Annotated in this window: 13 protein-coding genes; 10 read left to right on the forward strand and 3 right to left on the reverse strand. The window is 43.8% G+C overall.

Annotated elements, in window-relative coordinates; all coding sequences use genetic code 11:
* Positions 1–6 precede the first annotated feature (6 nt).
* The 3 genes from ACT3IB_RS02695 to greA are packed head-to-tail and all read right to left on the reverse strand — an operon-like array spanning position 7 to position 2,752.
* Entirely contained in the window at positions 7–957 is a 951-nt protein-coding gene (locus ACT3IB_RS02695; RefSeq protein ID WP_491537481.1) for a UDP-glucuronic acid decarboxylase family protein, read from the reverse strand.
* Positions 947–2,281, reverse strand: coding sequence for a UDP-glucose dehydrogenase family protein (locus ACT3IB_RS02700; RefSeq protein ID WP_491537482.1), 1,335 nt, complete (start codon positions 2,279–2,281; stop codon positions 947–949). Before ACT3IB_RS02700 ends, ACT3IB_RS02695 begins: the two co-directional genes overlap by 11 nt.
* Positions 2,282–2,752, reverse strand: coding sequence for a transcription elongation factor GreA (gene greA, locus ACT3IB_RS02705; RefSeq protein WP_491537483.1), 471 nt, complete (start codon positions 2,750–2,752; stop codon positions 2,282–2,284).
* Between the two features lie 180 nt (positions 2,753–2,932).
* On the opposite strand from greA, the gene ACT3IB_RS02710 reads away from it, so the two are divergent.
* The 10 genes from ACT3IB_RS02710 to ACT3IB_RS02755 all read left to right on the forward strand — a co-directional run bounded on the left by ACT3IB_RS02710 (position 2,933) and on the right by ACT3IB_RS02755 (position 14,142).
* Positions 2,933–3,460, forward strand: coding sequence for a TrmH family RNA methyltransferase (locus ACT3IB_RS02710; protein WP_491537484.1), 528 nt, complete (start codon positions 2,933–2,935; stop codon positions 3,458–3,460).
* A gap of 264 nt (positions 3,461–3,724) precedes the next feature.
* Positions 3,725–3,973 (forward strand): hypothetical protein, encoded by a 249-nt coding sequence (locus ACT3IB_RS02715; protein ID WP_491537485.1) that lies wholly within the window; start codon positions 3,725–3,727, stop codon positions 3,971–3,973.
* A gap of 227 nt (positions 3,974–4,200) precedes the next feature.
* Entirely contained in the window at positions 4,201–6,231 is a 2,031-nt protein-coding gene (gene metG / locus ACT3IB_RS02720; RefSeq protein WP_491537486.1) for a methionine--tRNA ligase, read from the forward strand.
* A gap of 192 nt (positions 6,232–6,423) precedes the next feature.
* A complete protein-coding gene (locus ACT3IB_RS02725) occupies positions 6,424–7,800 on the forward strand; it encodes a sodium-dependent transporter (protein ID WP_491537487.1) in 1,377 nt (458 codons plus the stop codon).
* A gap of 66 nt (positions 7,801–7,866) precedes the next feature.
* A complete protein-coding gene (gene efp / locus ACT3IB_RS02730; RefSeq protein ID WP_491537488.1) occupies positions 7,867–8,442 on the forward strand; it encodes an elongation factor P in 576 nt (191 codons plus the stop codon).
* Between the two features lie 9 nt (positions 8,443–8,451).
* Positions 8,452–8,952 (forward strand): acetyl-CoA carboxylase biotin carboxyl carrier protein, encoded by a 501-nt coding sequence (gene accB / locus ACT3IB_RS02735; RefSeq protein WP_491537489.1) that lies wholly within the window; start codon positions 8,452–8,454, stop codon positions 8,950–8,952.
* 16 nt (positions 8,953–8,968) lie between these two features.
* Complete coding sequence (gene accC / locus ACT3IB_RS02740) at positions 8,969–10,315, forward strand: acetyl-CoA carboxylase biotin carboxylase subunit (protein WP_491537490.1); 1,347 nt, start codon at positions 8,969–8,971, stop codon at positions 10,313–10,315.
* A 15-nt stretch (positions 10,316–10,330) separates the two neighbouring features.
* A complete protein-coding gene (gene gcvH, locus ACT3IB_RS02745) occupies positions 10,331–10,711 on the forward strand; it encodes a glycine cleavage system protein GcvH (protein WP_491537491.1) in 381 nt (126 codons plus the stop codon).
* Between the two features lie 49 nt (positions 10,712–10,760).
* Positions 10,761–12,311: a glutamine-hydrolyzing GMP synthase gene (gene guaA, locus ACT3IB_RS02750; RefSeq protein ID WP_491537492.1), complete on the forward strand. Its 1,551-nt coding sequence runs from the start codon at positions 10,761–10,763 to the stop codon at positions 12,309–12,311.
* A 73-nt stretch (positions 12,312–12,384) separates the two neighbouring features.
* Positions 12,385–14,142 carry an ABC transporter substrate-binding protein gene (locus ACT3IB_RS02755; protein ID WP_491537493.1) on the forward strand — a complete coding sequence of 586 codons (1,758 nt, stop codon included), beginning with the start codon at positions 12,385–12,387 and terminating at the stop codon, positions 14,140–14,142.

Here is a 14,142-nt window from a genome sequence, read left to right on the forward strand (position 1 = left end):
TGTATTTTATTGGGAATCCAACACTTTCTTCTTGAAATATTCCAACGCAACTGACAACCCTTCCCTGCGATCATAGCTTGGTTCCCAGTCGAGAACTTCTTGTGCTTTACTGATGTCCGGCTGACGTATCTGTGGATCATCTTTGGGGAGTTCTTCAAAAATAATTTCACTGTCGGAGCCGGTGAGTTCAATAATTTCTTTGGCAAATTCAAGAATGGTAATTTCTTCGGGATTACCGATGTTTACCGGCTCAACATAATCCGACTGCGATAGTCGCCACACTCCTTCGACCAAGTCATCCACATACATAAACGAACGCGTCTGGGAGCCATCGCCATAGACCGTCAGCGGATTGCCTTTCAACGCCTGACGCATGAATGTGGGGAGTGCACGTCCGTCGTGTAATCGCATCCGTGATCCGTAGGTATTAAAAATGCGGACAATGCGCGTTTCTATACCATGAAAGCGGTGATAGGCCATGGTCATAGCTTCGGCAAAGCGTTTGGCTTCATCATAGACCCCGCGGTGTCCTATCGGGTTCACATTGCCCCAGTAATCTTCTTTCTGGGGATGGGTCATCGGATCACCATAGACTTCGCTGGTAGAGGCCAGCAAAAACCGAGCGCCTTTTTCTTTGGCCAGTCCCAACGCTTTGTGCGTCCCCAGCGAACCTACCTTGAGCGTCTGTATCGGCATCTCCAGGTAATCAACAGGAGAGGCAGGCGAAGCAAAGTGAAGAATTAGATCCAATTCTCCCTTCACGTGGATAAAGTTCGTTACATCGTGCTTAATGAACTCAAAGTCCTCATTTCCAATCAGGTGAGAAATATTTTCGGCACTGCCGGTAAGAAGGTTATCCATGCAAATAACCTTATAACCTTCATTCAGGTAGCGGTCACTTAAGTGCGATCCGAGAAATCCGGCACCGCCCGTAATAAGGACTCGTTTAGTTGACATTTATTGAAGGCCTCCCCACACTTATATAGGTAATGCCTGCTTTTTCGGCCCGTTGCAGGTCGTAGAGGTTGCGGCCGTCAAAAATGACCGGGTCCTTCATCTCGTCGGCGAAATTGTCCACGGTCGGCCGGCGGAACTCGTTCCACTCGGTGCAGATCACCAGCGCATCGATGTCATCCAGGGCTTCTTTCTGGTCGTGGACGAAGGTCGTATGATCCAACACCGCCTGGCTGGTCGCCGCCTTGAAGGTGCCAATGGCTTCCGGGTCGTAGGCCAGCAGCTTCGCTCCGCGGGTTACGAGCTCCTCGGCGATATACAGGGCCGGCGCCTCGCGGATGTCGTCGGTCTCGGGCTTGAACGACAGCCCCCATAGCCCAAAGCTCATCCCGCTGAAGTCGTCGGTGCCAAAATACTCCTCCATCTTCCTGACAATGGAGACCTTCTGGGCGTTGTTGACGTCCATCACCGCATCCACAATCTTAAAGTCGTAGCCGTGCTGGCCGGCCGTGTGGTGGATGGCCTGCACGTCTTTGGGGAAGCAGCTGCCCCCGTAGCCGATCCCGGCAAACAGGAAGCGCTTGCCGATGCGGGAGTCGGTGCCGATCCCGCGGCGGATGTGGTCGACGTTGGCGCCGACCCTCTCGCAGATATTGGCAATTTCGTTCATGAAGGTAATCTTGGTGGCCAGCATCGCATTGGCGGCGTACTTGGTGAGCTCGGCGCTGCGGCGGTCCATGACGATAATGGGATTCCCGGAGCGGACAAACGGCTCGTAGAGCATGGTCATGGTTTCGGCGGCCCGGTCGCTGCCGGTGCCGATGACCACGCGTTCGGGATATTTAAAGTCTTCGACGGCGGCCCCTTCGCGCAGAAACTCCGGGTTGGAGACCACATCAAACAGGGCGGGGTCCACGTGCTCGGCGATCAGGGCCTCCACGCGGTCGCCGGTGCCGACCGGCACGGTCGACTTGTTGACAATGACCGTATAGCTGTCGACGATGGGGCCGAGCTGCTCGGCCACGGCCATCACGGCACTGAGGTCGGCTTGTCCGTCGCCACCCGGCGGGGTCGGCAGGCACAAAAAGACGATGTCGGCCTGCGGGACGGCCTCGGAAATATCGGTGGTAAACTGCAGGCGCCCCTCCCGCTGGCTGCGGGCGAAGATCGTCTCCAGGCCCGGCTCGTAAATCGGGATCTGCCCGTCTTTGAGTTGCTGAACTTTCTGCTCATCAATATCCACGCACGTGACGTTGTTGCCCGAATCGGCGAAACAGGTGCCGCTCACCAATCCCACATATCCGGTGCCTATTACTGCTATGTTCATTTATCGCTCAATATTTTTGACTTCTAATTTTAATTTTCCGGCGGGAACATCTACTTCGAAGGCTTCCCCAATCTCTCTGCCCAGAATAGCTTTTCCAATCGGAGATTCAACAGAGATTTTATTCTTTTTGAAGTTCGCCTCATCCTTAGAGACAAGAGTATATTTAACTTCTTTCTCTACGTTATGATTATAAATCGTAACCGTTGAAAGTAGATAGGCCTTATCTGTTTTAATATCTTCTTCATCTAATATTCGGGCATTTGCAAGAGCATTTTCAAGTTCGGCAATTCTCTTTTCAAGCATTCCCTGAGCTTCTTTAGCAGCATCATATTCTGCATTTTCACTTAGATCCCCTTTTGCCCGTGCTTCGGCAATTTCCTCGGCAATTTCTTTTCGTCCTCGGGTCTTTAAATCTTTCAACTCCTCTTCGAGTTTTTCGTAGCCTTCTCGTGATAGATAATTCTTTTCCACGGTACTTTTCTTTCTTTGGTTTAAATCCTTGTTTGTGCAAGCTTTTAAATAATAAATGCCAGCCAAATAAGCTGACATTATCTTTGTAAAGCGCCTTAAAATACCATGATTTAGGCTCTGTTACCAAATCTAAATTTTGTACCTTCTTATTCAGATTTATAATTCCAAAAACACCTCATATTGGAGAAATTAAGTACTAAGGAAATACTTGAGCAAAACCTGGAACGCACAATCCCGGGTCGTCTGAATAAACTCAAAATCCTCCTCCATAACGTCAGAAGCATGCATAATGTGGGAGCTGCTTTTCGCAGCGCCGATGCCTTTGGAATTGATGAGATACTTCTGTCGGGATATACTCCTACTCCCCCGCGCCCCGAAATCGCCAAGACGGCAATCGGCGCTCAAAAACATGTTAACTGGCAGCAGATAGAATATCCCCAGAAATATATCGAAACCCTTAAAGAAAATGATTACCGCCTGGTAGGGATGGAGCAAATGACGAAAAGTATTTTGCTTCCTGATTATACGATCCCGGAAGAAAAAGATATCTGCCTGGTTTTTGGAAACGAAGTTACCGGACTTGATGAAGATATTCTACAATATATTGATGATTTCGTGGAGATCCCTCAATATGGGCATAAACATTCACTAAATGTGTCGGTGACTGTTGGGGTAACGTTATATAGTTTTTTAGTTAAATACTGGTAGGATAACTCACTTTCAATATCATCTATAGGCTATGTGCCAAAAGTATTTATTTTAGTCCGATCAGAAAACTTTTCTGCATGCTTATTGGATTTCACTTTCGACCATAACATAACGCATTGATTAGTGTGGGAGTACAAGTAGGTGTTTCATATTAATTGTCAAATGCCACAAATAAGTATTTTGAGCTATTGCTTTAGTTCTAAACCCACCGTAATATACAGCAAAACATCACTTCAGTCTTTTACTTAAGAACATTGGATCAGCATGAGCGAGTCTAGCAACAGTTTGCAACACTATTATAAAACCGGAAATTACAAAGGGTTCTACAAGATACGAGAGCGCGTCTACAAGCTTTCGGCAAAAACACATCTTACATTTAGCAATGGAGAGAAAGAGCTTTTCGCATCCGGACAATTTAAAGAAGAAGCTCTTAATAATATCTTTACTCAGATTGATGAAATCGTTGCCAAGGAAGAGTTTTCAGAAACCGAAAATGATCCTCAATGCTCATAAAAAATTAGCTATTTACAGAACTATACTAATTTGGCCTAACAAAGGTTTCCCTGCAAAACTTTATTCCCTAGAACATTGACGGCAAGTATCTCAAATCTAAATGCCATTACAGTCAACCTCTTCTTTAAAATCTGGCAAAGACTTAAATTAACCTATAAACCATTTTTAATTTTAGGGTTGATACTCTTATTTTCGAGCTCAGAAAATCAAACGTCAAATACCAGTCCATGTCCAAACGCACACTTGTTACTTCTGCCCTGCCCTATGCCAATGGCCCCATACATCTGGGACACCTTGCAGGAGCATATCTACCCGCCGACCTTTACGTTCGCTATAAGCGACTCACTGGCGAGGATATTATTCATATTTGTGGCTCAGATGAACATGGTGTGCCCATTACTATCGCAGCTGAAAAAGAAGGTATTAGTCCGCAGGATATTGTAGACAAATTTCACGAACGGAATAAGCAAATATTTAAGGATTTTGGGATTGACTTTGACTATTACGGTCGAACCAGTTCAGAAGTACATCACCAAACATCACAGGAGTTTTTCACTAAACTTTACAAAGATGATGTTTTCGTGCAGAAGACCGAAGAGCAGCTTTACGATCCCAAGGCCCAAATGTTCCTTCCGGATCGCTATGTAAAAGGCACTTGTCCCAATTGCGGATACGAAGAGGCTTATGGGGATCAATGCGAGAGCTGTGGAACCTCACTTTCTCCCACAGAACTCAAAAATCCTAAGAGTGCCATTACCGGTGATAAACCCGAGACTAAAGAAACAACACACTGGTATTTGCCGTTGGGGGATTTCCAAGAGCGTCTTGAAAAGTGGCTTGATACACGTGAAAACTGGAAGCCCAATGTGATGGGTCAGGTTAAAAGTTGGCTTAACGATGGACTTGCCGATCGTGCTGTAACTCGCGACTTGACCTGGGGTGTTCCGGTTCCCCTCGATGACGCCACAGGCAAAGTCCTGTACGTCTGGTTTGACGCCCCCATCGGATATATTTCGGCTACCAAAGAATGGGCAGCCGAACAAGGTAATCCCGATAAGTGGAAAACGTACTGGCAAGATGACGATACAGACCTCATTCATTTTATAGGTAAAGACAATATCGTATTCCACTGCATTATGTTTCCCGCTACGCTTATGGCGCATGGTAATTATGTACTTCCTAAAAATGTTCCGGCTAATGAGTTCTTAAATCTGGAAGGCAAAAAACTCTCAACTTCTAGAGGGTGGGCTGTTTGGCTGGATGAATACTTGGAAGATTTCGATGCTGACTTGTTACGCTATGTTCTGGGGACTACCCTGCCCGAAACTAAAGATTCCGATTTTTCCTGGGAGGATTTCCAGAACAAAGTAAACAGTGAACTAGCCGATGTGCTCGGTAATTTTGTATATCGCACCACATCATTCACTGAAAACTATTTTGACGGAAATGTTCCGGAACTAACCAATCCAACCGACAGGGACCGCGAAACGTTAGCTAAAATTGAGGAGCAAAAACAGAAGATCAGTCAGGCCTATGAACAGTTTAAGTTGCGCGAGGCAATTGCAGAAACGATGAATTTAGCACGCATCGGTAATAAGTATTTTACCGATATGGAGCCCTGGCAAACCCGGAAAGATGATCTTGAAACCTGTGGAAACACTTTGCATGTATGCCTACAGATTACTGCTGCTCTGAGCATTCTTTTTGATCCCATTCTGCCCGATAAAATGGCTGAATTGCGTAATGAGTTAAATGTTGTAGGTGATATCAACTGGGAAAAAGTTTCTGACAGCATTCTACAAAGTGGTTCTAAGATTAAAAAAGGAGCTATTCTATTTGAAAAGATTGAAGATGAAGAAATTGAAAAACAACTTACTAAATTGAAAGAACGAGAAGCCGAAAACAACAAGGAAGCCACAGAGTACACGCCACTCAAAGAAAATATGGAGTTTGACGATTTCGTGAAGATGGATCTGCGAGCCGGCAAAATAATTGAGGCATCGGCCATCGAGAAAGCAGACAAATTGCTCAAAATAAAAGTAGATCTTGGCTTTGAAGAACGTATCATTGTTTCGGGTATCTCCAATGATTTTACTCCTGATGAAATTGTTGGCCAAAAAGTTTGTGTTGTAGCTAATCTAGCTCCTAAGAAACTCATGGGTGTCGAAAGTAACGGAATGATTTTGATGGCCGAGGAAGAAGACGGGGCGCTACAATTTATAGAAACCGATGCTGAACCCGGAAGTGTCATTAAGTAATTATACTTTTTTATCGCTTCGATGTTTAAATCGATCTAAAAACTATGTAATGCCCTCAAAGTTCAATCGGAAACTGAATATTAACATCTTTTCAAAAATTTGATTTGTAAGTAAGCTTCTTGCATTACATTTTACGGCGACATTTTATTTCAATGTTTATAAACCAAAAATAAAGAAACGGGGATCTGACTTTTGGCTGATACAACATCTTCAACTCGGGGAAATTGGAATTCAAAATTAGGATTTATCTTGGCCGCAGCCGGATCGGCCGTTGGCTTGGGTAATATTTGGCGCTTTCCCACCGAGGTAGCATCCAATGGTGGCGGAGCCTTCCTCCTAATTTATCTATTGTGCTGTTTTGCGATTGGCTTTCCCGTAATGGTAGCAGAACTAAGTATTGGCCGAAAGACCAATCGGAATCCTGTAGGTGCCTTTAAAGCGCTAAGTTCCAATAAATTCTACCCGCTTATTGGTTTTTGGGGTGTGCTTTGTGGCGTAATGATTCTCTCCTTTTATATTGTAGTTGCAGGCTGGACGTTTAGCTATGTTTTTGAAGAAATTCTCTTTTTTACCGGATTTACTCAATGGGCCGCCCTATTTGCGGACGTCTCCCATGGCGTCAAAAATGCAATTTTTTCTGTAATCTTTATGGGTGCCACCGTCTCCATCATATTGGGAGGTGTGAGTGACGGCATTGAACGTGCAACCAAGTTTTTAATGCCTGTTTTAATCGGAATATTAGTCATAATGATTGGCTATGTTAGCTTTCAGCCTGGTGCAGGCGTAGGATTTGCTGAATATCTTAAACCTGACTTTTCGATGATATCAGCCCCTCTTGTTTTTAGTGCCATGGGGCAGGCTTTCTTTTCACTTTCTTTAGGGATGGGCGCTTTAATTACCTATGGATCCTATCTGAGCAAAAAAGAAAATATCCCCGAAGCAGCAGCTTATGTCACACTTGCTGATGTGGGCATTGCCTTTTTGGCCGGGCTTCTTATTATGCCGGCTATGTATATGGCCGAGTCGTTTGGAGTAAATATTTTTAACGATGCCGGAGAATTATTAGCAAGTACCGATCTTATTTTCCAGGTACTTCCGGCCCTCTTTCATAGCTTAAGTACTACAGCAGGAATTATTTTTGGCACCAGCTTTTTCCTGCTTTTGTCGATGGCGGCCCTTACATCAACTATCTCACTCCTTGAAGTTCCCACTTCTTATGTGATTGATGAATTCAATGTGCAACGCAAAAAAGCAGCTACTATGATCGGTGGTGGGATTTTAATTATATCACTAATTATTTCATTTGATATTTCTCTTATAAATACCATCGATTTCATCTTTAGTACAGTTGGGTTGCCCCTTGGTGGATTCTTAATTTGTTACTTCCTGGGGTACGTTTGGAAGGTTGAAAATGCTTTTAAAGAGTTAGAACAGGGATATCATGGATTACATACCTCTATGTTCAAAACCGTTTGGCCAATCTTCATAAAATATATAGCCCCACTTGCTATTCTATACAACCTGTTAGAGGCCATCGGATTAATAACGTATTTTAAAGAGCTATTTTAGGCTTGTTATCTTTCACGTCTCATGGTATTTTTGGGCACTGAATTTAAAGATCATTAATTAACGTTTATGGCAAAAGTTTCCACATCGAATTTTAGAACCGGAATGGTAATTGAGCTCAATAATGAGCTGTATGAGGTTATTGACTATCAGCACGTAAAACCCGGCAAGGGCGGTGCCTTTTTGCGCACCAAGTTGAAAGGTGTTGTAAACGAAAAGAATATCGAAAAAAAATTCCGGTCCGGCGAAGATGTTGAAGAAATTCGGGTGGAACATCAACCCTATCAGTTTCTATACAAGGATGGGAATTTGTACTATTTCATGCATCAGGAAACCTACCGGCAATTGCCTGTTTCCGAAGAAAATGTGAAGAAATCAGAATTTATTGCTGAAGGTCAAGTATGCACTTTGGTAATAGATGTTGATAACGAGGAAGTATTGTATGCGCAACCGCCTGATCACATTACCGTGAAAATAGCGAAGACTCGTCCGGGCCTCAAAGGTGATACCGCAACGGGTGGAAGCAAGCCGGCAACACTGGAATCAGGTGCCACAGTGCAGGTCCCTCTTTTTATTAACGAAGGCGAAGAAATAAAAGTCGACACACGAACATCAGAATATATTGAACGCGTAACATCAAACTAATTTTATATCATGGATTTAAAAGAAATTGAAAATCTTCTGGACCTCATTGCCAAAAGTGAAGTAAATGAAGTGTCTATTGAAGAAGGGGATTTCAAAATAAAGGTTAAGAAGAAACCTGATGTTAAAGAATCATCGGCCCCGCAACAAATGCCGATGCAATATCAGGTTCCGGCCCAACCCCAACAAGCGCCGCAACCCCAGCAGGTTCCTCAGCAGCCTCAACAATCATCGGGTGGGGATACATCCGGTGAATCAGATGGTGAAAATCAACCATCGGGCGACGTTGTTAAATCTCCAATAGTAGGAACTTTTTACCGTGCCCCTTCTCCAGACGATGATCCTTTTGTTCAGGTGGGCGATACAGTCGAAAAAGGACAAACATTGTGTATCGTTGAGGCAATGAAAATTATGAATGAAATAGAATCCGATTACTCCGGAGAGGTGAAAAAGATTCTTGTCGATGACGCCGAACCAGTAGAATACGATCAACCCTTATTTATCATCGGGTAAAATCAGTTAAAAATTCATGTTTAATAAAATTCTTATCGCCAACAGAGGCGAAATTGCACTTCGTATCATTCGCACATGTAAAGAGATGGGGATCCCCACGGTTGCGGTGTTTTCTACTGCTGATCGTGATAGCCTGCACGTAAAATTTGCCGATGAGGCGGTCTGTATTGGCCCGCCTTCCAGCAAAGAAAGCTATCTCAAAATCCCCAATATTTTATCGGCAGCAGAAATTACCAATGCTGATGCCGTTCATCCCGGCTATGGATTTTTATCAGAAAAGGCCGAATTTTCGCGAATCTGTGCCGAACACGACTTGAAATTTATCGGTCCATCACCAGAAAGCATTGATGCTATGGGGAACAAATCGATGGCTAAAGAAACCATGGAAAATAGTGGTGTTCCTACCGTTCCCGGCAGTGATGGCGTAGTAGAAAGCCTGGAAGAAGCGAGAGATATCTGTAATGAGATTGGATATCCCTGCATTATCAAGGCCTCATCAGGTGGCGGTGGTCGTGGGATGAGAGTAGTTCATGAGGAAGCCAGCCTCAAAAACGCCTACAGCATGTGTAAAAATGAGGCTGAAACCGCTTTTGATGATCCGGATGTCTACATTGAAAAATTTGTTGAAGATCCACACCACGTAGAGATCCAGGTATTAGCCGATCAGCATGGCAATGTGATCCATCTTGGAGAACGCGACTGTTCACTGCAGCGGCGTCATCAAAAAATTCTTGAGGAAGCCCCTTCTCCCCTCATGACTCCTGAACTACGCAAAAAAATGGGTGATGCTGCGGTAGATGCAGCCAAAGCCGTAGATTATGAAGGAGCGGGTACGGTAGAGTTTTTGGTTGATAAAGACCATAATTTCTACTTCATGGAGATGAATACACGCATTCAGGTTGAGCATCCGGTAACAGAAGAGATTACCAACTATGATCTAGTCGCTGAGCAAATCAAAGCGGCAGCCGGCCATAAAATGGAACAGAAAGAGCTTAAAATGCGCGGGCATGCTATTGAGTGCCGTATTAATGCTGAAGACCCGGAACATAATTTCCGCCCTTCTGCTGGACAAATTGAGGTGTTTCATACCCCCGGCGGACACAGTGTTCGTGTGGATACCCACGCCTATGCCGGCTATCGTATTCCCCCACATTATGACTCCATGATTGCAAAGCTGATCGTAAGTGCACCCACACGCGAAGATGCTATAAAACGCATGAAGCGATCGCTCGAAGAATTTATTATCGAGGGTGTTAAGACCACTATTCCCTATCACATTCAACTTATGGAAGATGAAAACTTTAAGAAGGGAACTTTTAACACCAAATATTTAGAAGAGTTTAAATTTAACCCCGACAACTGATTCAGATAAATTAATATGAGCTATCCCACCGATTTAAAATACACCAAAGAGCACGAATGGATCCGAGACAATGGTGACGGTACGGCAACTGTAGGTATCACCGATTTTGCACAAGGCGAACTCGGTGATATTGTATTTGTCGAAATAGAACCAGAAGGTTTTGAATTTGACCAAGACGAGGTTTTTGGAACTGTCGAGGCGGTTAAAACCGTTTCTGAACTCTTTGCTCCCGTAGCCGGAGAAATTATTGAAGCCAATAAGAAACTGGAAATGGAACCGGAATTGGTTAATGACGATCCCTATGGTGACGGTTGGATGGTAAAAATATCCATCGGGGATGAATCTCAGCTTGATGACTTAATGTCACCCGATGAATACAAAGAAATTGTAGCTTAATTTACGCTGGCACCCTTTGGGGTGCCTTTCTTTATTCTAATCTGTTTTTATGCAACACCGCCCGAACAACTGGATTCTTATTCTCGATTTTGGCTCCCAGTATACGCAACTCATTGCCCGACGCGTACGCGAGCTAAATGTATATTGTGAGATCCACCCCTTTAATAAAGATCTGGAAACTTTTTCCCACAATCCTCCGAACAGCGTTATCCTCTCCGGGGGTCCGAGCAGCGTTAATGACGAAAATGCTCCTGAACTAAATCAGGCTGTCTTTGACTGGGAAGTCCCAGTATTAGGCATTTGTTACGGGCTCCAAATTCTGGCTCACAACGAAATACCCGGTAGCGTAGAAAAAGCTGATCGGAGGGAATTTGGTCGCTCTGAACTTATTGTTGATGATGATTCGGATCTGCTTGCTGAAATTCCCGAAGAGTCGATTGTATGGATGAGTCACGGCGATCACATCAAAGAACTACCTGCCAATTATGAAATTATTGCCCATACCAATAATGCTCATGTAGCTGCCGTACGTCATGCCGAAAAGCCTGTATATGGCGTCCAGTTTCATCCCGAAGTCGTTCATACGGTACACGGAAAGCAGATCTTAAAGAATTTTGTTTACTCTATAAGTAAATTGAAAGGTAGTTGGACAGCGCAGTCATTTATTGAATCAACAGTGCAGGAGATTCGGGAAAAAGTTGGGGATGCTCGCGTAATCTGTGGTCTGAGTGGTGGTGTGGACTCAACCGTTGTTGCAACACTTGTTCACAAGGCTATTGGTGATCAGTTACAATGCATTTTTGTGGATAACGGAGTATTGCGTAAAAATGAATTTCGAGATGTGTCAGATGTATATGAAGAGCAATTGCATCTGCCGGTAGAAGGTATTGACGCCAGTGATAAATTCCTGGAGCGACTTAAAGGGGTCGTAGATCCCGAGATGAAACGAACCATTATCGGGGAAACCTTTATTGAGGTATTTGATGATGCGATTGCACATGATGATTCATATAACTATCTGGCCCAGGGTACCCTCTATCCTGATGTAATAGAAAGCATTTCGTTTAAGGGACCTTCGGCAACTATCAAATCACACCACAACGTAGGCGGTTTGCCGGATGAAATGAATCTCGATCTCATAGAACCGGTTCGTGAGCTTTTCAAAGATGAGGTTCGCAATGTGGGTCGTGAACTGGGAATTCCAGAACATTTTATTAAGCGGCACCCCTTCCCCGGGCCAGGATTAGCGATCCGGGTAATTTCTGATGTAGATCGCCAAAAGCTCGAAATACTTCGTGAGGCTGATGACATTTTTATCAGCGAATTACGTAAACAGGATCTATATGATGAAGTTTGGCAAGCACTAGCTGTACTACTTCCGGTTCAAAGTGTAGGCGTCATGGGTGACGAACGAACCTATGAATTTACCATTGGCTTGCGGGCGGTTACCAGCGTTGATGGGATGACGGCTGACTGGGCCCATCTGCCCCATCCATTTTTAGCACATGTATCAAATCGAATTATAAATGAGGTTCGCGGTATTAATCGCGTGGTATATGATGTTAGTTCCAAACCTCCTTCTACTATTGAGTGGGAATAGATCAAGAGAACAAAACCGCTTCAATTTAGTTAGTATAAGCAACACTGATACTGCTCCTAATTATTATTCAACTATGATTTTTACAATCCCCAAAAACCTGTTGGCACTTCTTTTTTCAATCGCAATATTGGTGATGTATCTGCCCGAAAATTCTCATGCCCAATCTATAGATGAGGGTATTGAATATTACCAACAAGGAGATTTTGAACAGGCTTTACAAGTATTTACGAAAATCAATTCTCCACAAGGAAGATTATTTGCAGGGAAGTCGTATTACAGCCTTGGTCAGTATTTGACAGCAAAAACATTTCTAAATCAGGTTAATAAAGAAGCTGAAGATGAAATCTATCTTGAAGCAGAATACACCACAGCCTTGGTTGACTTTCAGCTGGGCTTGTATGGTGAAGCATTAAATCGACTATATGATCTCAAAAATCGATCCTTAAAAACCCAACTTGTTGCCGATGGACGCCAACTTTACAACGAAATTTTAGGTTTCTTGACGCTCAATCAGCGAAAGAGGGCCTTCCAACAAGCGAAATCACCGGAAATTAAATATGATCTCATTAATGCGGCCATAGGGTCGGTGTCATTAGAGGATGCCCGTACTCTCTATTCCCAACTTCTTCATTCAAAAATTGATACTGCAAGTTCGGCCATGCGGGAGTTATCTGAAATTATTGCTGATTCTGTAAGTTATGCAACAGAACGCAGATACGGCCGTCAAGTTCGTGCCCCAAAAGGTATAGTGTATGATCTGGGAGCCGCTCTACCCTCTCACTCCGATTCCGGTTCTGAATTCCGGGTCTCTCGCGGTTTGCACTTTGGCTATGTCTTGGCCGCTGAAGAATTCAATCAGCAGCATACTGACAAAAAAGCATTTATTAGACACCAAAATACCGCTGCTAATATGGATTCCGCCGGTCATGCCATGACCAACCTGGCTTGGAATTATCATGCAGATGCTGTACTTGGGCCATTGTTTTCTGAACCGGCTCTCAAGATGGCTGACTTGGCTGAGCAGTATCAGATTCCGTTAATAGCTCCTTTGGCGAATTCAGACTCATTAAATTTGGATAATCCTTATGTCTATCAGGCGAATCCAACGTTTACCTCTCACGGGCGCAAAATGGCCGAGTACGCAGTCAAAAACTTGCAGATGGATACGTTGGCTGTATTAGCTGAAAAAAATTCACTGGGCGAAGCCTCAGCTTTTGCATTCAGAGACAGAGCTGAAAGACTGGGTGCTAAAGTTTCGTATTTCTTTGTTGAAGATTTGCAATCAAAGGGCTACGACCTTACGGACTACACCAAGTTCTTCACCTCAGACAGTGCCAAAATAGACAGCCTGAATAATTACCACTACTTAGATGGGATTTATGCACCATTTACAGGTCAGGCTGCCTCTACCCTTGCAGAATTGCTACTGGTAGATATGGAAGCCAAAAAAAGCAACATTCCTGTGATTGGTTCACAGGAATGGGGCAACTTTGATATTCCGGAAATACAGCTTAAAAATCAGCCGATTTATTTCTCTGAGAGCTACTATATTGATAAAAAAAGTACTCGGGTGAAACGGTTCAACGAAATGTTTAAACAACGATTTGATATGGAGCCTAATCGGTTTGCGATGATTGGTTATGATGTTGCTTCATATGTTTTAGAAACTCTTAACCGTGTTGAAAATCCCGCTTACTTAAAGAATGCTTTAAAAGCACAACCATTGTATGAAGGAATTATTGGCAACATCGATTTTAAAGGCAGACATATCAACCAAGAGGTAAAGATTTTTGAGTTCTCTGAAAATGGAACACGACCGGTTTTGAATTAG

Source organism: Fodinibius sp. GM21 (genome assembly GCF_058386955.1).